This is a genomic window from Nostoc sp. DSM 114159 (assembly GCF_053470285.1).
Genome location: NZ_JBPFEH010000001.1, coordinates 5,515,581 through 5,536,410 on the forward strand (window position 1 = coordinate 5,515,581; position 20,830 = coordinate 5,536,410).

The 20,830-nt window shown below is 39.8% G+C and carries 16 protein-coding genes, 3 tRNA genes and 1 pseudogene; 12 read left to right on the plus strand and 8 right to left on the minus strand.

The annotated features are described in order from the left end of the window. Nucleotides 1-24: 24 nt before the first annotated feature. From ACR5KR_RS22955 to ACR5KR_RS22965, 3 genes are all read right to left on the minus strand, one after another. A complete protein-coding gene (locus tag ACR5KR_RS22955; protein WP_448268125.1) occupies nucleotides 25-672 on the minus strand; it encodes a class I SAM-dependent methyltransferase in 648 nt (215 codons plus the stop codon). Nucleotides 673-1,036: 364 nt separating this feature from the next. Beyond that, nucleotides 1,037-3,223, minus strand: a complete 2,187-nt coding sequence (locus ACR5KR_RS22960; protein ID WP_448268126.1) for a sensor histidine kinase — start codon at nucleotides 3,221-3,223, stop codon at nucleotides 1,037-1,039. Next, on the minus strand, nucleotides 3,220-3,441 hold the full coding sequence (locus tag ACR5KR_RS22965) for a hypothetical protein (protein WP_448268127.1): 222 nt from the start codon (nucleotides 3,439-3,441) through the stop codon (nucleotides 3,220-3,222). Before ACR5KR_RS22965 ends, ACR5KR_RS22960 begins: the two co-directional genes overlap by 4 nt. Before the next feature lie 161 nt (nucleotides 3,442-3,602). On the opposite strand from ACR5KR_RS22965, the gene ACR5KR_RS22970 reads away from it, so the two are divergent. Further along, nucleotides 3,603-4,487 carry a glycoside hydrolase family 75 protein gene (locus ACR5KR_RS22970; protein ID WP_448268128.1) on the plus strand — a complete coding sequence of 295 codons (885 nt, stop codon included), beginning with the start codon at nucleotides 3,603-3,605 and terminating at the stop codon, nucleotides 4,485-4,487. Between the two features lie 291 nt (nucleotides 4,488-4,778). Here the strand turns inward: ACR5KR_RS22970 and ACR5KR_RS22975 are convergent, their stop codons facing one another. Then, on the minus strand, nucleotides 4,779-5,204 hold the full coding sequence (locus ACR5KR_RS22975; RefSeq protein WP_448268129.1) for a hypothetical protein: 426 nt from the start codon (nucleotides 5,202-5,204) through the stop codon (nucleotides 4,779-4,781). A gap of 706 nt (nucleotides 5,205-5,910) precedes the next feature. On the opposite strand from ACR5KR_RS22975, the gene ACR5KR_RS22980 reads away from it, so the two are divergent. Continuing rightward, nucleotides 5,911-6,690, plus strand: coding sequence for a hypothetical protein (locus tag ACR5KR_RS22980; RefSeq protein ID WP_448268130.1), 780 nt, complete (start codon nucleotides 5,911-5,913; stop codon nucleotides 6,688-6,690). Between the two features lie 1,582 nt (nucleotides 6,691-8,272). Here ACR5KR_RS22980 and ACR5KR_RS22985 read toward each other — a convergent pair. The 4 genes and pseudogenes from ACR5KR_RS22985 to ACR5KR_RS23000 all read right to left on the minus strand — a co-directional run bounded on the left by ACR5KR_RS22985 (nucleotide 8,273) and on the right by ACR5KR_RS23000 (nucleotide 13,955). After that, nucleotides 8,273-9,385 (minus strand): annotated as a pseudogene (locus ACR5KR_RS22985) (IS630 family transposase). A gap of 522 nt (nucleotides 9,386-9,907) precedes the next feature. Continuing rightward, a complete protein-coding gene (nifE, locus tag ACR5KR_RS22990) occupies nucleotides 9,908-11,296 on the minus strand; it encodes a nitrogenase iron-molybdenum cofactor biosynthesis protein NifE (RefSeq protein ID WP_448268131.1) in 1,389 nt (462 codons plus the stop codon). Between the two features lie 439 nt (nucleotides 11,297-11,735). Further along, a complete protein-coding gene (locus tag ACR5KR_RS22995; protein WP_448268132.1) occupies nucleotides 11,736-12,857 on the minus strand; it encodes an IS630 family transposase in 1,122 nt (373 codons plus the stop codon). 447 nt (nucleotides 12,858-13,304) lie between these two features. After that, complete coding sequence (locus tag ACR5KR_RS23000) at nucleotides 13,305-13,955, minus strand: TraX family protein (protein ID WP_448268133.1); 651 nt, start codon at nucleotides 13,953-13,955, stop codon at nucleotides 13,305-13,307. A gap of 274 nt (nucleotides 13,956-14,229) precedes the next feature. Between ACR5KR_RS23000 and ACR5KR_RS23005 the strand changes: the two genes are divergently transcribed. The 10 genes from ACR5KR_RS23005 (at nucleotide 14,230) to ACR5KR_RS23050 (ending at nucleotide 20,105) form a co-directional block, all read left to right on the plus strand. After that, nucleotides 14,230-14,808, plus strand: coding sequence for a hypothetical protein (locus ACR5KR_RS23005; RefSeq protein ID WP_445630332.1), 579 nt, complete (start codon nucleotides 14,230-14,232; stop codon nucleotides 14,806-14,808). Between the two features lie 61 nt (nucleotides 14,809-14,869). Next, nucleotides 14,870-15,217 carry an immunity protein TriTu family protein gene (locus ACR5KR_RS23010; protein WP_448268134.1) on the plus strand — a complete coding sequence of 116 codons (348 nt, stop codon included), beginning with the start codon at nucleotides 14,870-14,872 and terminating at the stop codon, nucleotides 15,215-15,217. Between the two features lie 193 nt (nucleotides 15,218-15,410). Then, nucleotides 15,411-15,953, plus strand: coding sequence for a phytoene desaturase family protein (locus tag ACR5KR_RS23015; RefSeq protein ID WP_448268135.1), 543 nt, complete (start codon nucleotides 15,411-15,413; stop codon nucleotides 15,951-15,953). Then, nucleotides 15,950-16,993, plus strand: coding sequence for a phytoene desaturase family protein (locus ACR5KR_RS23020; RefSeq protein WP_448268136.1), 1,044 nt, complete (start codon nucleotides 15,950-15,952; stop codon nucleotides 16,991-16,993). Before ACR5KR_RS23015 ends, ACR5KR_RS23020 begins: the two co-directional genes overlap by 4 nt. Nucleotides 16,994-17,183: 190 nt before the next feature. Beyond that, nucleotides 17,184-17,441 carry a hypothetical protein gene (locus ACR5KR_RS23025; RefSeq protein ID WP_448268137.1) on the plus strand — a complete coding sequence of 86 codons (258 nt, stop codon included), beginning with the start codon at nucleotides 17,184-17,186 and terminating at the stop codon, nucleotides 17,439-17,441. Nucleotides 17,442-17,572: 131 nt separating this feature from the next. Further along, on the plus strand, nucleotides 17,573-18,067 hold the full coding sequence (locus tag ACR5KR_RS23030) for a COP23 domain-containing protein (protein ID WP_448268138.1): 495 nt from the start codon (nucleotides 17,573-17,575) through the stop codon (nucleotides 18,065-18,067). 140 nt (nucleotides 18,068-18,207) lie between these two features. Continuing rightward, a tRNA-Met gene (locus ACR5KR_RS23035) sits at nucleotides 18,208-18,283 on the plus strand. Beyond that, nucleotides 18,283-18,357 (plus strand) — tRNA-Met (locus ACR5KR_RS23040). The genes ACR5KR_RS23035 and ACR5KR_RS23040 overlap by 1 nt, the downstream gene beginning before the upstream one ends. Nucleotides 18,358-18,754: 397 nt before the next feature. After that, nucleotides 18,755-19,816, plus strand: coding sequence for a reverse transcriptase family protein (locus tag ACR5KR_RS23045; protein WP_448268139.1), 1,062 nt, complete (start codon nucleotides 18,755-18,757; stop codon nucleotides 19,814-19,816). Between the two features lie 216 nt (nucleotides 19,817-20,032). Beyond that, nucleotides 20,033-20,105 (plus strand) — tRNA-Ile (locus tag ACR5KR_RS23050). The last annotated feature ends 725 nt before the right edge of the window (nucleotides 20,106-20,830 follow it).

Sequence of the window (20,830 nt, forward strand, 5' to 3'; positions counted from 1 at the left end):
GACAAGAGTGCGATACTGTTGTCTTTAAACTTTTGAGTTTTTCAGCAGTAATTGACAACCACATAAAAACGGGTTTGGATTTTCTATGCGATCGTCTGCAAGCACTTCAATGGTAAGCTTGCTGTTGTAAATCAATTTGTCATAATCCATCAATGCATCCCACTTGATCTTGCCAGTCGGGAAGCCTAGCTGTGAAGCTGAATCAAATATCAACTCTTGCCATTTCTGAATCTCTGGATCTTGTGATTTGCAGTAATCGAGAATGGCAATTAAGGCACCAGGCTTAGTAACTCGCAGGATCTCTGCAAGGGCGCGGACTGGATCGCTAACGACACAGAGGGTAAATCCCGATGCTGCTGCATCAAAACTATTATCAGGAAAATCCAGATTGCAGAGATCCGATACCTTAAAGGTGATGTCTGCGGATACGCGCTTTTTACGTGCTTCATCCATCATCTTCTCAGAAAGATCGACACCAACGACACTTACACCTTCAGGATAGGCTGGAAGATTAAGGCCAGTTCCTACCGCAGCATCCAATACGGTTTGTCCTGGTTTGAGCTGCAAGGAGGCAATTAAGGGTTCGCGCTCAATGTGCCAGTAACGCTTCATAATTGCGTCATAATCCATCGATCCCCGATCGTAGGTTTCAATCACCTGATGTATGTGCATAGATTTTTTAACAAACAGAACTACTGACTTTAACTATCTGTTCAACTGTATAATCTGTTCGCGCCCAAAACTTGTATATTCTCTAACCAACAAAAAAACTTTATAATAGATAAATTCTCCGATATCCTTTGAGCGAACAATATCTATAGCAGCGAAGTGACAAGATTGGTTGGTGTATTATCAAAAATCGCGATCGCCCTAAACAGCAAATTATTGCTCAAGCTTCGTAAATTAGCAAAGGTATTGTTACTTACAGCAGTTTACAAGTCAATGAAGTACACCCCTCCTCAACTTGAAATCTGCTGTATAATTCAAAACTCTCTACATCTTCCTGTGCCCCCATACCTCAGCCATAATTCATAGTTCAACCATTCTTTAGCCGCAGAGGAATCTGAATGATAAACTCGGTTCCTTTTCCAGGAGTTGAGAAACACTCCAGTTTACCGTTATGTTTTTCTGTGACAATTTGGTAGCTGATGGACATACCCATTCCGGTTCCTTTGCCAACGGGTTTAGTGGTGAAAAAGGGATCGAATATTCGTTGCAGAAATTCTTGAGAAATACCAACTCCGTTATCAGCGATCGCCACTTCTAACCACGTTGAATTAACTACCGATGTGCGAATTTTAATTTGACTGGGATTTTCCTTAATTTCCTCATAGGTAAGTTTAGTATTATTTTCTTCTAACGCATCAATCGCATTTACTAAAATATTCATAAATACCTGATTGAGTTGTCCGGCATAGCATTCTACTAGGGGTACAGTGCCATAGTCTTTAATCACCTGAATTTCAGGTTGTTCTGGTTTAGCTTTGAGGCGGTGCTGCAAAATCATCAAAGTACTGTCGATGCCTTCATGAATATTGACCCGTTTAAATTCTGCTTCATCGATGCGAGAGAAATTCCGCAGCGACAGTACAATTTGGCGAATGCGATCGGTGCCTACTCTCATTGAAGACAACATTTTTGGCAAGTCTGACTGCAAGAACTCTAGATCGATGTCTTCAGCAACGGTTTGAATTTCAGCAGCAGGGTAGGGATTATATTGCTGATACAACTGCATCAGTGCTAATAAATCCTGAGTATATTCCTGCACATGGGCGAGGTTGCCATGAATAAAGTTAACCGGATTATTAATTTCGTGTGCAATTCCAGCAACTAGTTGTCCCAAACTAGACATTTTTTCACTTTGAACAACTTGAGATTGAGTACGCTGCAATTCTCCCAATGCATTTTTAAGTTCAGTGGTGCGTTCTTCTACCCGTTCTTCTAGTTCTTCTTTGCTTTTCTCTAAAGCAGTAAAGGATTCATGCAATTGCCCTGCCATCTGGTTGAAAGAGTTAGATAGGGTATTAAGTTCTTGAATGGAACTAGTTTTTAATGTCTGATTGAAATTACCAAACGCCATTGCCTCACTTGCCCAACTCAAGCGCAGAATCGGGCGGACAATCCAATGGGAGGTAAACACGCCCATCACAGAAGCAACAACTAATGCGCCAAAACAAAGAGCGATCGTGGTGCGCGTGTTGGCGTTAATTTGGGACATAAATGTGTTTTCTGGCACACTCACTACCATCAGCCAATTCAAACCATATTTGTCACGCCAAGGTAAAACATGGACAAAATGCCGTTTTCCTTCCATCTCAATTTGAAAATCTGTGTCTTGGGTAATAGACCCAAACCCAGAAGTTTGGAAATGTTTGCCAACGTTCTGGATGATTGGGTCAGAACTATCGATCGAGTGCAAGCGCCGGGTCTGTTGATTGACCACGACAAAAGGCTTCTCTGTACCGGAACTGGCAATTAATGTGCCATCCCGCTCCAAAAGGAACACTCGCCCAGACTGACTAATATTCAAACTGCGTAAAAAATCGCTGAGTTTTAGTAGGTGAATGTCTGTTGCAATCATTCCTAATAAGCGATTTTGCGAATCATAAATCGGACGACTAGCAGAGGCGGCAATGTAGGGGCCAGTGGGATAATTTCCAGCTACAATCTTTGCCCAAATAGGTTTACCAGCGGCGATGGGTTGGGTATACCAAGATTCAGTAAAATTGTTCCAAGTCCATCGGGTATTTATTTGAGTTCGATTACCTCGATCGTCTGTGGCATAAGTGAAAGTATTATTGGAAAGCTTGGCAGTCCAATCATCAATGGTAATAGTTTTGCCATCATAACGAGCGACTCCCAGCCCCTCACCCGTTGTTAGTCCAATACCAATATAAGTTAGGTCATAAGCCTGCATCTGATCCCAGAAATACTTGCCAAGGGTTTGGCGATCGCCCACATCCAATAGTCCCCTGTGAATAGCATCTGCGTTGATCTGATTAAGGGTTTGTGGAATGGAAAGATAAGACTTGAGGTGTTCATCCACTACATCGCTGGTGCGATTTATCAACTGTTCGGCTAGGTCGTTAACTGCTCTTTGCCCATTTTTAAAAGACAAATAACCTACTAAGCTGACCGCTGCAAAAATTTGGATCAGGAAGGGAACAATAAGAACAATCTGTAATGGGAACGCCTTAGCTTTGCCGAGATAGGGAGTCTTCATTGCTGGAAGCTGAAAGTTGTGCTGATTTGATTTGCTTCTATAGTTCCCAAGATGTTCGCATACTCACATTTGTTGAAATTTTTTTGTCCAGTCAAAGGCGGCTTTAGGGTGGAATGGTACTTTCTTAGGCAAAAATTGCTGCCCAGATTCCCAACTTCTACTCTCCAGATGTCTGCAAGCAGTTGGGGATCTAAATCCAGCGATTTAGTAAGTGACATTTAGATTTAGGGTGCGTTGCAGAAGTTATTTTTCGTGTATTTGCCTTGCTTCAAAGCAGGAAAATCAGAGTTTAATTCTAGATATTAGCAATCACATCAGCACCAAATTTGATTTTTTTAATGTATTTTGATGAGTTCAACTTTTCAATTTGGAGTAATTTATGCAGCAATTTCAAGTAATCTCAGATAGTTTGAATATACGTTCAGCACCGATTGTTGATGAAGCTAATCAATTAGCATCTCTTTCAAAAGGATATATTGTATCTAAAATTCAAAATTCGGATAATGAAAAGTGGTGGAAGGTTGCAACTATTATTGAAGGAAAAACTTTAGAAGGTTTTGTCGCTCAAAAATTCCTGAGTCCAGTCACAAAATTTTCTATTAAGACCGTTCTGAAAATTGGTGAAATTCCTATTCTCCAGGCGAATGGAGAATCTGCATTTTTCTATGAAGCAGGGATGAGCATTAATGCTGATGGTGCGCCTAATGCTTATCACCCCGCAGATAAAGGGATTGATTTTTTGGCAAATGCTGGGTATTCAGATAACTGGTGGGCACTAGCTGTAGATAAAAACGGCAATCCATTTATTCAAGGCAGTACCGATCCATATCCTGGATACTATATTTCTACAACTGCATTATGCGACTCTGGATTTGCTAAACAAGATCCACGTCGCTATGTTGATTCAACAAAGATTCCGTATATTGTTCTTCCAGGAAATGATGGTTTTAGAAAAGCTACAGGCGTTAAATTAGGAGATTTGGCAGTTGTTTACAACAGTAACAACAAAAAACTCGCTTTTGCAATTTATGCTGATGTTGGCCCGAAAAACCAGATTGGAGAGGGTTCAATAGCTTTGTCTCAGGCTGTTGGAAACGATCCATTAGTACAATCAAGAGTCAAGCGAGGAATTCCCAAGGATATCATTTATATTGTTTTTCCGGGTTCTGGGAATGGACAGCCAAAAACAATTTCCGAAATAGAAGCTGAAACTCAACGATTCTTTGAAATATGGGGTGGCGTAGAACGGATCGAGTCTTTATAAAAGTGTACCTGATGGAAAATCTGAGGTGCGATCGCATCTCAGAGTTCGGTTACAACTAAGGGAACTCCAAGAAATAAATTATCCAATATTATGGACTGGACCGGCTTTTCGTCCCAGTCCATAGGGCGGGCGAGACGCCCACCCCACAATAAATAGTTGTATATTTTTTTATTTGGAAGTCTCTAATACTTGTCAGGTTTTGGGGAAGGAGAAAAGGGAAAAAACCTTTTCCCCTTCCCCTTTAACCTTTTCCCCAAACCTAATTCGGAATTTTGAGTAATAACCCATATCCTAAGTTGTCGCTGCTGGTTTGTTTCCATTCTTGCTCTCCACACTGGCAACGAATGACAATTGCTCGTTACTGGGAGTTGGTGACTCGCCTCGTAGTCTCTGACGACGCTGATTTTTAGGAACTCCTCCCGCCATCCCGTACTCCACACTGCTTTTGCCGTATCGAGTCCCCACTGCCATTAGCATGTGTTCTGTCATATCTGCCAATTCGCCTTCTGTTTCCAGCATTTCACGATACAATTTATCCAAGCTGGAAAGGGCACTATTATATGCATTTTCTCTAGTTCGCATCGTTTCGATGAGAGTAGAAAAGGCAGGTAAAGTAAGTCCATTGCCTAAATCTAAACTTGGATCGATTGAGTTGATGCTAGCCGCCCGACGCACTGCTTTTTCTAGTACAAGAGAAGTTCTTTTTCTCCGAGCCACGATCTACACCTTCTAATAAAGTACGGTTAATATTCTTTACCTTAAAAGGCTTACGTATAATTCAGCCTGAGAGAATTCTGGCAAATCTGCAATGGTTTTTGCTACAAGCGCGATATTTGTCATGAATGCGCGAAATACTGAAATGAGAAAGCAAACTGGGGTTTGAGAAAGTAAAAGTTGCTTTTGCTTGCGGAAAACACCAAAATGAGTAAGTAAAAGCTGCTTTTGCTTGCGGAAAACACCAAAATGAGAAAGCAAAAGCTGCTTTTGAGTAAGTAAAAGCTTATTTGACTTGCGGAAAACACCAAAATGAGTAAGTAAAAGCTGCTTTTGAGTAAGTCAAATGCCATTTTGCTTACTAAATTTGACTTTATCTATTTTCCTGATGCTGTGATCAGTTATAGTTAAGGACTATCGCATCATTAGTAACTAGCCCGAATAATCAAACAACAGGCTCTCTTGACCTAAAACTAGTTGGGGCTTCTAACAGAAGCGTTGCACCCGAACGTATCAAGGTAAGGTGCATTGCGCCTTTGCGACAATTGTAAACCGCTTTCATGTAATAGTTATGCGGCTTCAGTCTTCGGTGAGGATGTTGCTAAAATCTTACCTGTTGGTAGTCAGAGTCAAGGTGACGATTTAAGAAAATTTGCTTAGAATTTACTAATCTTGTTGCCCAATTGACTGTGATTATATAGGTATTAGTATGACAACTGACTACGAGGAATGTAGGAGAAATCTAGAAAAACTTATAGCTTGGTATAAGCCAGCCCATAGAAATGAAGCCACTACTCGGTTTCAGATAATTGATCGTATTTTCTTTGAGTGTTTAGGGTGGTCAAAAGATGATGTTGTCATGGAGGAGCATTACAATGGAGAGTATGCAGACTACTCTTTTAATGCTCCTAGAAGAATTTTAATAGTTGAAGCTAAGAAGGAAGACCAATACTTTGAAATACCTGCTGGTAAAACTCAACTTGAGTATTCAATAACGTCTCTTTCCAGGGACAATACTAATTTGAAAGCTGCAATATCTCAATGTGCTGCATATTGTCAGGAGCGCGGCGCTCTATTTGGAGCCGTTTCTAACCGCTTTCAAATTGTTGCATTTATTGCTGTAAGGAGTGATGGCATAGCACCACTTGATGGGAAAGCATTAGTATTTTCTTCTCTAGAAAGAATGCTAGAAAAGTTTATAGATTTTTGGCAAGCACTATCTAAACCAGGAGTAGAAGAAAAAAGACTTCAGGCTAGGCTTATCGGAGATTTGCAAGCCCAGCTTCCCAGAAAACTATCTGAAACTATCGTTATATATCCTGGTATCAAAGGTAGAAATATATTTCAGACGGATCTTCAAACTGTTAGTGATTTAGTAATTGAGGATCTTACACGCTCTGAAGCTTTAGAGAAGGAATTTCTTGAAGAGTGCTACTGCAAAACAGGCGCATTATCACAACATTCTTTTGCAAGCAAAACAATTTTATAAGCAAGATATGCTGCACTTTTTGACTCCAACACCCCTGCACCTGTTTTAGTGCAAGCAGCTGCAGCTGATAGACAAGGCGTTTCTCCAGAACTATTGGCTGAAAGTATCAGCCGTCGGCCAATCCTTCTAATTGGTAGTGTTGGTGTTGGCAAAACAACTTTTATAAGAAATTTGATGAAGATAGAAGCTCCCTCTGTTTTTGAGAAAGCAATCACTTTATACATTGATTTGGGTTCTCAAGCAACTCTTTCAGTGGATTTAAAGTCATTTGTAATTGAAGAGGTAATAGAACAACTCAGAGAAAACTATGAAATCGACATAGAGGAACGTAACTTTTTTCGTGGCGTTTATCACTCAGATTTACAAAGATTTCGAAAAGGTATTTATTCTGATTTGTATGAAACAGATCCACAACGATTTAAAGATAAAGAGCTAGAATTTTTAGAAAAGAAGTTTACTACTCCTGAAGAACATCTTAAACAATCACTAAAACACGTTGCAAATGGACGAAAAAAGCAACTCATCATGATCTTAGATAATTCAGATCAAAGAGATGAGTATACTCAACAACAAGTCTTTCTTATATCCCAGGAAATAGCAGAACATTGGTCAACTACAGTATTTGTTACTCTGCGCCCTGAGACATTTCATCGTTCTCAACAAATGGGGGCACTCAGTGGATATCATCCTAAGGCATTTTCTGTATCTCCACCAAGAGTTGATCTTGTTCTTGAAAAACGTTTATCTTTTGCCCTTAAACTTACTCGTGGCGAAATTCCAATTCAAGCTCTGCCAGCGGGAATGGGAGTACGCTTTAGTTCACTTGAGTCTGTTATATGCTCATTCTTAAGATCACTACAAATAAATAGAGAGCTTAGTGAATGTATTGATAATATCTCTGGCGGCAATATTCGATTGGCTCTAGATTTGGTAAGAGATTTCTTCGGTAGTGGTCACGTTGATACCCAAAAGATTGTTGACATTCAACGTGATGATAAAAAGGGTCGGTACACTGTGCCTTTACACGAGTTTTTGAGAGCAGTTATCTTTGGAGATAATTTATACTATGACTCTAACCGCTCTCCTATTGTCAATCTTTTTGACATCTCTTCTAACGATCCCAGAGAACACTTTCTTTTATCTCTCTTAATAGGGGTAATTCACTCATTAGGATCTTCTGGCTCTAATGGAGGATTTGTAGAAACATCTATTGTTTATGAACATTTGCAAGGTATAGGTTTTATTGCTGACCAGATTGACAAAGCTCTAGTCATAAGCACTAAAAAAAAGCTAATTGAAACTGCTGCTCGTTTGATACCTCAACCTGGTCAAACCATGCCACATACTCTACGTGTCACTACTTTAGGTTTGTATCATATTACCCGACTTTGTAGCCGATTTGAGTATGTTGATGCTGTTATTATTGATACTCCTATACTTGATTCTAATGTCAGGGAATCAGTCCGTGATGTTCCTGACATAGATTCACGCCTCGACAGAGCAGAATGTTTTCGACATTATCTTGATACTCAATGGTCTACAATGCATCTACAAGCACTAGTAGTCTGCCAAGGCAATTTTGCTAGGTTAAGCTTGGATATAAACGCTGCATCTTTCGGCGAGCATCTTTGGTTTGAAAAGCCCAATAGACACTGGCTTTTTGCTGATTACGTTGTTTCTCCCAAGCGGCAATCTCAGAAGATAATATTTCTGCATTAGGAATACGCCGTTCTAAACATTGGCGAGATAAAACAGATAATTCAATTTCTACTTGATTCAGCCAAGAGGCATGTTTAGGAGTATAGTGAAACTCTAATTTTTGAACAATTCGTCGCGCTTCTTCTGGTTGAAAAACTTCATATAATGCGCTGGGGGTATGAATATTCAGGTTATCAACTACTAAACGAATCACATCAGCATCTCGGTAGCAAACATCCACTAAATTTTTCATCTGAAGAGCAAAATCGGCTTTAGTTCGACGCTGTGTAACTTCAATATGCCGCCAGCCTGCCAAAGGTTGAAAACACGCAAATAAATTTACTGTCCCGTTCCGTTTATACTCAAAATCATAACGTTCAGGTTGCTCCGGCTCTAGTGGCAGAGGAAGTCTTACTTCTTCTACTAATTGATATGGGCGCTCATCAAAGCAAAGTACGGGGCGTTTAGGATCGTAAGGCTCATTGTATAAATCCAGTACATCTTCCATTCGGAAAACATATTCTGCATTAACTTCAGGAATGCACCACTGTTCTTTTAACCACGGTTTGATTTCATTTTTTTTAAAGTTTGACGTACTGTTTCATCCGAAATTGAATCTACGATCCCAACGTTCACTAAATGATCTGCTAATAATTGCATTGTCCAACGTACTCTTCCAACTGGTGGATTAGAACAAGCAGTTGCAATTAAAAATGCTTCTTGTTTTTCATTTAGTTTTTTAGGTTTTGGTGGATGGACTTCATCCTTTAAAGCAAAATCTAACCCTCCAATGACAAATTTTTCTCGTATTCGCTGTACTGTCGCAACATGCGCTCTAACTGTGCCAGCGAATCGCTTGATCAGTTTCTCCTTCAGAAGCCATCAGAAGAATGTTTGCACGGATTATCGTTCTTGCTTTGTGCTTACCTTTTTTAATTATTGCTTGTAGTTGTGAAACTTCATCCTCATTCAAGTCTACAATGTACTTTTTTGCCATGTTATACCCCGTTTTTGGCTAGTTTACCAATTAAAGGTTTTACTTAGCAAAGTTAGCTTGGCAGACTACTAGGATTTGATTGGGGAAATGCATCTGTTAATTTAAAATGCCAAATTGAGCGCATTCGGAATCGTTAAGAGATGTTTTAGATGATGAAGTCGAGGCTCAACTTATCTTCGACATAACCCCCTAACCCGCTTCCTAACGCTCTAAGGGAAAAATTCAAAGTCTCTCCTTTTAGGCCACGGTGTACACGCAAGTCAAAAAAAGCTTGATTTCCCATTTTTCTCTGGTTTATCTCGTTCTCATGCAGAGTATGGGAATGGCTTATTAGGGGCTTGTGCCTCCAGTCAGGCATTGAATCTCTGACTCAATGAATGCGTTCCCAGCTGGAGACTGGGAACGAGAAAAGTCTTATGAAGCTAAATTTTTAGGACTTGTGTGTACACCGTAGCCTAAAAGGAGAGAGAAGAGATTTTCCAGATGCTGTGAAAAGTCGCGCAACGCAACCCACTAGTTCTTTTATACTCCACAGCTAATTTTTTCATCCCAAGGAGCAGGTTTTCTCACTTGCTCCCACACAGGACTATACAAAGCTTCAGACAATTCCCGTGCCATTTCCACTAACCCCGCATAACCAGCGTAAGCATGATGACGTTCATGGTTAATATCCAAAAAAGGAATTTGTGCTTTCAGCGCTGTATATTGATTGCCAGCCCCAGCAATCAACACATCAGCTTTTGTATTCTTGAGTACCTTTAGTAATGCCGGGGGAGTTCCATCGGCCAAAACCATGCCATCTTCACCAAGCAATTGCTTAATTTTGGCTTTCTCTTCTTCTGTACTCTTTTTGTCAGTAGTGGCAATAACTTCCATTCCCAAGTCTTTGGCTGCTAAAATAAGCGACCAACTTTTGACACCACCACTAGCAAGAATAATCCGCTTACCTTTTAATTGAGAACGGTAGGGAGCTAAGGCAATATCTAGGGCTGCGGTTTCTTCTGCAATCAACCATTCTGTACGTTCTTGAAGATATTTATCGCCTAATGTTGCAGCAACATTTCGCAAGCAATGGTTGAGGTTTTCTATACCATAAAAAGATTCTTCAATATAAGGAATTCCATAATCTTCTTGCATTAAGAGTGCCATTTGCACTGCTACATTTGAGCAAATTACTACATTCAACTTGGCACGATGAGCATAGCAAACTTCTTCATAGCGAGCATCACCTGTAATTTTGGAGAGAACGCGTATACCCAATCTCTGGAATAGTGGTAAAACATTCCACAATTCACCAGCAACGTTGTATTCACCAACAATATTGATATCGAATGGTGTGGTAAATTCTGGTTCAGCCGTTCCAATGACATATTGCAATAGAGTTTCATTACCGATGCGGTTCCCAAAATTTTTACTACCTAAAAATCCTGGTGCATCTACATATATAACCGGAATACCAATTTTCTTTGCAGCCATTTTGCAAACGCTATCTATATCATCACCAATCAAAGCAGTGACACAAGTTGCGTAGACAAAAACAGCCGCAGGATTGTAGCGTTCAACAACTTCAATAATAGCTTTATACAGCTTTTTTTCACCACCAAAAACAACATTATTCTCACCAAAGTTAGTAGTAAAACCAATTTGGTGTAGTTGAGAACCTGATGAGAGGCTACCATGAGTTGCCCAAGGGTTATGAGTGCAAGCAACAGGGCCATGCACTAAATGAGCCGCATCAGTAATCGCTCCTACAGAAACCATTGCCCCATCAAAAGGACAATTACCTTGAGTTGCACCTGGTTGTGCTGCTTTATTGCAAGACAGTTTTTTGTTGCCATGCAATTTTTTTTGCTGATGTACACAGGGTGTCTCGTTGAGTAGTTCGTTGATTGTTCCTTGGGTATTTTTCATGTCTTTACCTCGCGCTGAAGATTTATGCAAAAGGAGTAAGCACTATAACCGTACAATAGACTTTTTGGCATTTGTAGGGAATTGGGTTTGGGGGAAAGGGAAAAGCAATAAAAAAACCTTTCCCCAATAAAGATGAGTCCTTTTTCCGATAAAAGTGCAAAAGTAACTTTTGCAAGAAGTCTAATGAAGCTGTTTTATAGAGTGTTTACACTAAGTTTGCTACACAAAAAAAGTGTTCAGGTGTGCCAAAAGCTGCCACAAACTAAGTTTAAGCTCCTCCGAAATAAGGGCAGGTTACAACATATCCTGTGAGAAAGTTCAACACACCACACAAACTTTAACAGGTAGTAAATGAATCCCTGTCTAGATATTTTTGGTTTTTTGCTCTCTTCAAATCAGTTACAAAAAATTGTAACTGAAGCATTAAGCTAATCGGCATTTAAGCTGCAATATAACTGACATTACCTTTGTTTTTGATTTTCCGATGCCACTTAATGACTAACTCGCCTTGATTCAACAACTTATCTAGTAGTGATTTTAACTCATCTACTGATTTAAATAACCGATGAGCAATATATTCCTTACATGAGTGCCAGACTAACTCGATAATGTTGTAATCATGGCTGTAAGATGGCAAGAACTCTAAAACAAAATTCGGAAACTGTTTAGATATTTTAGCTAGAACATCTTTGCGTTTATGAAAACTAGCATTATCTAAAATCAAAATAATTTTTGGCCCATACTTAGCAAAATTTTCAGAACAGTTACCTTGATTTACCCACTCCTGTTTGATTAATTCATTTAATTGTTCTAATTGCTCGTAAAAAATATCTGCATTACCTTTTTTGACGAAGAAGCATACCCGTTTTCGGTCTAATTCTCGGATTGCTCCCATCACATTGACACCTCCACAACGTCGTTGCCCTGGAACATTCTTGCGCTTTCCTTTTTTACCCCAATTCTTGCGTCGAATCACACGTAGACTAAAACCACTCTCGTCCCAAAACCATACCTGTAAACGCTCTGGCTGCTCTCGTGCGATTGATAGATATTGAGCAAGTTTCTCCTTGAACTTGGCTCTTTCGATTGGGTTTTGTTTATCTTCCAGGTCATATTTAGACCAGATATAACTATACTTTTTTCTCTTTAATATCCTCCTAACTTGAGAACTACTTAAATCAATTCCTGTTTTTTCGGTTAAATATGTAGCTAGTCGCTCTGCCGTCCATTTCCCAAATTCATACCCTAACGTCGATGGTTCTGTATCAACAGTTTTTAATAACAGTTCAACATATTCAGGGGTGGCTTTTCGATAATGTTCGTATTCTCTTTTATTATGTAAAGTTTCTAAATCATCGGGATCTCCATGCATACACCAATATGCTACTGTTCTGTGCGAACAACCTAAAAATTTAGCAATCTCGTGTTGTGGTTTTCCATCATTCTGTAGCAGTATAATTAAAATTCTTTCTCTAACGTGTGGTAAGTCACTTTCTTTTAGAGCTTCCTGTAGCTTGGTGATTTGTTCTGGCGTTAAAAAGTTTTTGGCTGCTGGTGGCATACTTGCTTTTGAACGGCTTCATCTTCTTATTATGCAACTTACGTGCCGATTAGCTTAGCACTTTCAGGTAAAATAGCCAACTCCTCTCAGATATCTTGTTTCTGTAGGAAATAAGACCTGTGAATGCTTTTGCTATTCTTAGTTTCTCTAAATGTTAGCCTAGCATAACTTTAAAAAAATGATTTAACTTTTGATTTTTTGCTGTAAAAATACTCAATTCATTGGGATAATGTATAGCGATAGTGAATCTGCGACCTGTAATTCTCACAAATCAACCGTTCAAGTCCCGCTTTAGTATAAAAGATACTGCGCAGTTGATAATGACTTGCATGTAACATCAGCTTTTTAATATTGATGCGATTGACAGAATGAGGAGCGATCGCAATTTAAAAAATATGACAAACATCAGATAATACTGCCTACGCGAAGCCGCTCAAATTCTCAATCTTACTTGGACTGGATTAAATAATTAATTATACCTAAAACAATTAAATGAGCCGGGTAAAACACATAAAACCATCTAGCTCGTGAACCTTGTTTTCCATTGAATTGAAAAACAATGAATCCTGCAATAATTGCCCAATATTGCACTCTATCACTTATAAATAGAGTTACTAAAATAAAGTGAAAGAAGCACCAGGAAAGCAACCATACATTAGGCTTTAGTTTTTCTATTAGGGACATTAAAAAAATTACTCCAATCCCATATACTCTATATTCAACGCCCAAGCCCTCGGCAACTACTGCACACAAGCCGATAATTATTAATTGCTGCCATAATTGCGAATAACGCCTTACTAAGCGCAACATCACAAGTCCCAGAAGAAGCGTAAAGAGAATATTAAGTGCTAAACTCTGGAAAACAATACTATAAATAGGCTGAGATATTATTGCTGTAATTAATAGTCTCCTCCCATAGCGGTATGCATTTTGGGTGTGTTTTTCGCCTTTAACCAGAAGCCATGCAAACAGGGGAAAACTGAATCGCCCAACTAAGTGCAAGATTCTTAACTCTGGCATTAACAAATAGTACACATGATCCATAACCATGAACACTGCGGCTAAGATTTTAATGTTAAAAGCTGAAACTTTAATCACAATGTCACAGTTACCTTGGATTCTTTTATATAATAGAATCCCAAAAATTTTATTTAATTTTATTTATTTAATATAAGAGTTATTCAAAATACTAGCAATTTGATAACATATATAAAAAGGGCAATGTCTACGATGGGCTGTTACCCTCCTGTGTCGCTTTAAGCATACTCCTACGGAGAAGCAAGCTACGCGTAGCGTCTCAAAGAGAGCTATGCCAGAGGCTTTACGCTACGCTATTGGTGACGCCCTCTTCAGCAGAAAATCCAGAAACACTATGGCAAAGCGTAAAAAAAGCAATCTTCAGTGGATAAAAGAAACCCTTGAACTAAAACCCGATCATCGCTGGGAATCTCCATCAGGTTATAAAATTTTTGTCGCAGATCGAGGCGCTGTTCGCTTCAATGTACCCCAAAATTGGGTGTTTGAGCCACAAGAGAAATCCTTCAAGTTCATGGATAAAAAACCGCCCAACGATGATTGCTGTCTGGAAGTATCTTTTAATCGCCTCCCACCCAACGACTGGAGCCAGTTTCCGCTAAAATCCACATTGAAGAAAATCCTGGAAGACGACAGCCGCAACGTCATTGAGAGGGGAGAAATTATTACCGTCAAGCGTCAAACTGCCAGAATTGTCTGGACAGAGATGAAGTTCATTGACACTCAAGAAGAACCACGGGAAGCTTTTTCGCGGACTTGCATTGGTTTGGGGTCGAATGTTCAATGCTTAATTACATTTGATTATTGGGCAGATCAAGCAGAACAACTAATACCCGTTTGGGATGAAGCAATCCGTAGTCTCACGTTAGGGCTGTATATCCGTGACCCTATGACTGGTTTGGCTTTCCCAGATTGAGCCATAAAGATGAATCGTGAGAAGGGTAGAATTAATAATACTTCTGCTTTCAATATCGGGAATGCATCTAAATCCACTCACGCAGCTAATTTTAAAACGAGGTTTTGACAGATTTCAATCAGGATTAAGATCGCGTTTCGCTGCTTATAGGCTGAAATATACACTGACTTACTGTGAACCTAGTGATAATTCAGCTATGCGTCTTGATTTTGAAAGTTCATTACATCTTGGTAGAGTAACAGTTTGGGAGTCAGGAGCTTGTGAGATGGATATTTTAGAAATATCTACTAGTAACAATGTCTTTTATGAAAGTCACCAGTTCAATAACGAAAAAGAATTTCATCGAACCTATCCAAGACTGGTAATTTTTATACGTGATATGTTGCGACTTAATTCAGACGATATTTAGTTAAAAACCATTATAAATAAGTGCTAGCGTTTTCGTTTTTCTTAGTGTATCAATCCTATTTGATTTGCTCTCCATAAACAGACTCAGATCCTCAGGAGAAAAGCATCTAATTTGTTTTGACAAAATGTAACTCACTTGAAGTTGACAGCGACAACATCTACATTCTTTGTGAGAATTCTTTGTGAGAGCAACTATGCTAACAACAACTCGACAGCAGCAGTTTGATGCAATTGTGATTGGCTCTGGAATTGGTGGGTTGACGGTTGCCGCGCTCCTATCTAAGCTTTATCACAAAAGCGTTTTAGTGTTAGAACAGCATTTCACCCCTGGAGGATTCACCCATACCTTTGAGCGCAAGGGAAAATTTCTTTGGGATGTGGGGCTGCACTATGTTGGAAATATGGGAGATGGAGGCACTGGCAAAGCTGTGTTTGACTATCTCACCAATGGCAATTTGAATTGGCACAAGATGCCCGATCCGTTTGAAAAATTTGTCTACCCGAACTTTACCTTTGAGGTTTATTCTGACCCCAATCGCTTTCAGTCCGATCTAATCCAGCGCTTTCCTCGCGAGCAGACAGCTATTCGACGGTACTTTAAGGATGTCCAGAAAGCGGCATTTTGGTTTGGGGCGCATTCAATGTTGGAGCTATTTCGGTATTGCTGCATCCTCTACTCAGGCGGTTTGTTCGTCATTTTGGGGCTATTGCTAGACAAACGACCCAGCATTATTTGAACAGACATTTTCAAGATGCCCAACTCAAAGCATTACTGGCTTCCCAGTGGGGAAATTATGGCTTACCGCCATCCCAAAGTTGCTTTGGGATTCATGGTGCGATTGTTACCCATTATTTTAAGGGCGGCTGGTATCCTGTGGGTGGGGCAAAGGCGATCGCCCAAGCCATTATTCCCGTGATTGAACAGGGGGGTGGTGTCGTCATCACCCAACGCCGAGTCACAGAAATCTTGTTGGAATCCGGGGTGGCAGTGGGAGTGAAAGCCCAAGATACAGCACATACCAAGGCAGACCTGGAAACGTACTTTGCACCTATTGTGGTATCTGATGCCGGAGCCTTCAATACTTATGTGAAGCTGATTCCACCCAACTACGCGCTGGCAGAGCGCCAGAAAATTCAAGCGTTTCCAAAAAGTAGCAGTATGGTGACGGTATATTTAGGGTTAAAAGATAGTCCACAGCAACTAGGGTTTCAGGGTGAGAACCATTGGATTTACACGACCTATAACCACGATGCAATTTTCCAAGATCCACCCATCTCTGCTGATAATTTACCTAAATTCTGCTATCTCTCGTTTCCATCGCTGAAAGATCCATTAGCTGAGGGGCATACGGCAGAAATCATTGCCTACGTTGACTATGATTTCTTTTCGCAGTGGCGAGAACAATCCTGGCGACGGCGAGGCGCGGATTACACTGAACTGAAAGCCCAAATTACCCAATCCCTGATTCAGTTAGTGGAGCGCCACTATCCTGGCTTTCAGGATTTGATTGAGTATACCGAACTCTCGACTCCACTGACGGTGGAACACTTTGATGCTAGCGATCGCGGTGCTATCTTCGGCATTCCCTGTATTCCTGAACGCCTGGATCAATCCTGGATCGGGGCTAGAACACCAATTAAAAATCTATACCTGACCGGAGTCGATACACTTTCACTCGGCATTATGGGAGCGATGATGGCTGGAGTGAAAACAGCAGGTGTTTTAAATGGAGCATTCGGCTTTTTTAAGATTATGACAACCATCATGAGAAGGTGACAGAGAAAGCTTTACGAGTATATAACATTGATAAACCCAGACATAAGATATTACTTAAGTCATAATTTAACTAGTTACTTTTATCCCTAGTCTATAGCTGTTTGAAATCATATTCTTATAAACATGAGACATCAACCAGATTAAGGTTTCCAGAACTTTAATCATACAATTTACTAAAGGAAATTTAGTCATGAATATCAAACAAATTCTTGCTGGTGCAGTGCTCCTTTTACCATTTGCTGTTACTTCTATTCCCTCGCAAGCGTCAGCATCACAGGTTATTGTTAATCCCCATAGTCATAATAGACCTGCTCAAATAATTGCAAACAAACTACCACAAATTAAACGTTATACACCACCAGTGAAAAAGAAAGTGCTAGTTCCTGCACATTGGGAAAAAACAAATCATGGTCGCAAGTGGGTGGCAGCTCATTATATATACAAGTAAAAAGGCCTGAAACTTTAAGCAATTAAGATATAAGAAGTCAAATCTTCTTATATTCTCTCTCTATTTTTAGTAGGGAGAGTGTGAAATGCAAGGTAAATAAAAACTTTTTACTGAAGATTTGAGAGATACTCATGAAATTGGCATCAGTGACAAATGTTTTGGTTGCAGGTGCGATCGCTCTCGGCGCGACTGCAACCATCAATCAGCCAAGTCAAGCCGAAAGTAGGCCAGGATTTTATTGTGACACATCAGGTAACAAACCCGTGACGGTGTACACCAATTCAAGAGGTGTTTCTGAGCCTTGGATTCGCTGGACTTCTAATTACTTCAGAGACGCTGGCTACAATAAACTAACGCGCTGTCAAGACGTAAGCCACCGTTTGGAAACTTACCGCCGCAACAGAGAACTGAAGTTTATTACTGTCGGCAAAATGAACGGACAAAATGTGGTTTGCACCGCAAATCAAGTTAGTGGACGCTGTGAAAACTTGATATTGACCCTCAAACCCAATGAAGATGGTGTGCAAGCGCTAAATAATCTCCTAGCTTGGCACCAACCCCTGAGTAAAAGCAATAGAACACCTTACGTTGATTTGAGAGAACATCTAGGGATTCCCAAAGAATAGATTACAGCGTTTTTCCTGTGCTAGATTTGAAGCGGGATAGTAACAAAGTTACAAAGCTATAGTTTAGGTTCTATACGCCTAACTGGTGCGCCAAGCTTTTGCATAAGCGTATACCGCCGAGGGCTTTAAACTATACCATCGTTTGATTAGCTCAGTTGGTAGAGCAATCGACTCATAATCGATCCGTCACAGGTTCGACTCCTGTATCAAACCCCAGGAAGTTAGCTCACTGGTAGAGCAATCGACTCATAATCGATGTGTTGTAGGTTCGATTCCTATACTTTCAACCAAAACCCTGTCCGGGTTAAAAGACAATACCCTTCCAAGGTAGCCAATATGGTACGAATCTTAACAGATTCGAGACCCCTCATTTTCTCAACTCTGCGGTGCAGTGTTCTGCTGTCGGTCATCACTCGTAAGGGTAATGTTCGGTAGCTACAGTCAAGGAGTAAGCGCAACTGCATTTTTCCCTAACTTGAGTATGTCCCTTCGTTTTCTACATCTAGTTTTCCTTCGGGGATTCTAGATTGGTAAATTGAACGGTATATTTGAGCGCGGTTCTTTTTCTAGATTGCCATTGAGCAGCTTGGGAAAAGTAACAGCAATCTTAATCCAGCTTTGGAGAAGCTTTTGCCCACACCTAAACTGTAAACACTTGCACTTGCAGAGTAAAAAATATTTTGTATTATGTACGGCAAAAATCTAAGCACTACCCCATTAGCGACTGAAAGTAATCTAGAAAAGTTGCGATCGCATGGTTTAGCTGAATATAATACTGCCGAAGAAATAGCCTTGGCAATGGGGATAAGCTTAGAAAAACTGCGCTTTTTAACAACTAGTACATCCCTAACTACACATTACCTCCCTTTCAAAATTTCAAAAAAGACAGGTGGAGAAAGAATTATTTCTGCACCAAAGCCCGAACTTAAAGCTGCTCAAAGGTGGATTCTAGAGAATATTTTAGAGAAATTAGAAATTCATAATGCAGCGCACGGCTTTTGTAAAAATCGTTCGATAGTCACCAATGCTAAACCCCATGTTGGTGCAAATGTAATAGTCAATATTGATTTACAGAATTTTTTTCAGTCAATTTCTTACAAGCGTGTCAAAGAATTATTTTCTGGGTTTGGTTATTCAGAACCTACGGCGACAATTTTCGGGTTGATTTGTACAACCGCTGAAATAGCAATAAATGGACAAATTAACTATACAGCTTCAGAAAACCGCCATTTACCTCAAGGTTCGCCTGCAAGTCCTGCTATTTCTAATCTAGTTTGCCGTAATCTCGATAGTCGTCTGGCTGCGATCGCTGAAAATCTTGGGTTTTGCTATACGCGGTACGCTGACGATTTAACATTTTCTACTTCTGAGGATGCATCGTCCAAAATATCTAATTTGATTAAAAACACTAAATTTATTATTCATAGTGAAAATTTTACCGTTAATGATAATAAAACCAAGATTTCCGGTAAATCAGTGCAGCAAGAAGTAACAGGTATAATTGTAAATACGCAATTAAATATATCTAAAAAGACATTAAAAGCTTTTCGCGCAACTTTATATCAAATAGAACAAGAAGGTTTATCAGGAAAAAGTTGGGGAAAATCAACAAATTTAATTGCCGCAATTACCGGGTTTGCAAATTATGTAGCAATGATTAACCCGACCAAAGGTGCAGAATTTAAATCAAGCGTGGAACGTATCAAGCAGAAATATGGTGACTCCCAAACTGATGAAGTACGTTTTTAAAGCTGCTTATTTAGCTAGAAAAGACTCATTTTAGGTGTACCTCAGCCAATAATAGCCAGCGCGAATGAAATTCACCCTTTAACTTTTTACCTGTGCTAGATTTGAACCGGAATAGTAACAAAGTCACCAAGCTGTAGTTTGGGTTCTGTATACCCAACTGGTACGCTAACCTCTGGTAATAGCGTATACCGCCCAGTACTTTCAACTATTTCACCATGAAAGTTAGCTCATTTGGTAGAGCGATCGGTGTATCGCCGATTATTTGTAGGTTCGATTCCTATACTTTCGGGCAAAAACCCTCGCCCTGGGTACGGGCACCTTGTTAGGGACAAGGCCGCAGAATTATTGGGTATTCAAAAAGACCCAATCAAAAAAACTTTTTGTTTTTTCTACTCTGTTATGCAGGTATTTATAACAGTAAAAGAGCTAGCGCAACTGTATCTCTCCCTAACTTGAGTATGTTCCTTCCTTTTCTTACATTTGGTTTTCCTTTGGGGATTCTGAATTGGCAAAGCGAACGGCATATTTGAGCGCGGTTCTCTTTTTTTAGATTGCCATTGAGCAATTTGGGAAAAGTAACAGCAATCTTAATCCAGCTTTGGAGAAGCTTTTGCCCGCACCGGAACTGTAAAAACCTGCACTGACAGAGTAATACCAATTCAAAATTCAAAACTTGTACTGAGCGTAGTCGAAGTATTCAAAATTAGGAAAGCTAGACAGAACAAAGATTTGGGAGTATGTATTTGTCGCATTCTTTTTTAAAATTGGTATAAATATTTTTGTGTAGTATAATAATACAAAAGAGCTAAAACCAATCCTTTAGCCTTTGTTTATAGGGTTATAAAACCTAAGAACCTCAAGATAAATTCGGACTGTTGCCGTACTGAAACTGTGATATACAGGTGGTACTTTAGTTCAAGCAAGGTTATAAATGTTTTTATCAAATCTTCTTAGTTAGTTGCGATGCCTATGCCCAACCCAGGCATCAACTAGCTTACTTTAGCTATCACACAA

Coding starts and splice junctions, on each gene's coding strand:
- ACR5KR_RS22955 (WP_448268125.1), bottom strand. CDS start 672: ATGCACATACATCAGGTGATTGAAACCTACGATCGGGGATCGATGGAT.
- ACR5KR_RS22960 (WP_448268126.1), bottom strand. CDS start 3,223: ATGAAGACTCCCTATCTCGGCAAAGCTAAGGCGTTCCCATTACAGATT.
- ACR5KR_RS22965 (WP_448268127.1), bottom strand. CDS start 3,441: ATGTCACTTACTAAATCGCTGGATTTAGATCCCCAACTGCTTGCAGAC.
- ACR5KR_RS22970 (WP_448268128.1), top strand. CDS start 3,603: ATGCAGCAATTTCAAGTAATCTCAGATAGTTTGAATATACGTTCAGCA.
- ACR5KR_RS22980 (WP_448268130.1), top strand. CDS start 5,911: ATGACAACTGACTACGAGGAATGTAGGAGAAATCTAGAAAAACTTATA.
- nifE (WP_448268131.1), bottom strand. CDS start 11,296: ATGAAAAATACCCAAGGAACAATCAACGAACTACTCAACGAGACACCC.
- ACR5KR_RS22995 (WP_448268132.1), bottom strand. CDS start 12,857: ATGCCACCAGCAGCCAAAAACTTTTTAACGCCAGAACAAATCACCAAG.
- ACR5KR_RS23005 (WP_445630332.1), top strand. CDS start 14,230: ATGGCAAAGCGTAAAAAAAGCAATCTTCAGTGGATAAAAGAAACCCTT.
- ACR5KR_RS23010 (WP_448268134.1), top strand. CDS start 14,870: ATGCATCTAAATCCACTCACGCAGCTAATTTTAAAACGAGGTTTTGAC.
- ACR5KR_RS23015 (WP_448268135.1), top strand. CDS start 15,411: ATGCTAACAACAACTCGACAGCAGCAGTTTGATGCAATTGTGATTGGC.
- ACR5KR_RS23025 (WP_448268137.1), top strand. CDS start 17,184: ATGAATATCAAACAAATTCTTGCTGGTGCAGTGCTCCTTTTACCATTT.
- ACR5KR_RS23030 (WP_448268138.1), top strand. CDS start 17,573: ATGAAATTGGCATCAGTGACAAATGTTTTGGTTGCAGGTGCGATCGCT.
- ACR5KR_RS23045 (WP_448268139.1), top strand. CDS start 18,755: ATGTACGGCAAAAATCTAAGCACTACCCCATTAGCGACTGAAAGTAAT.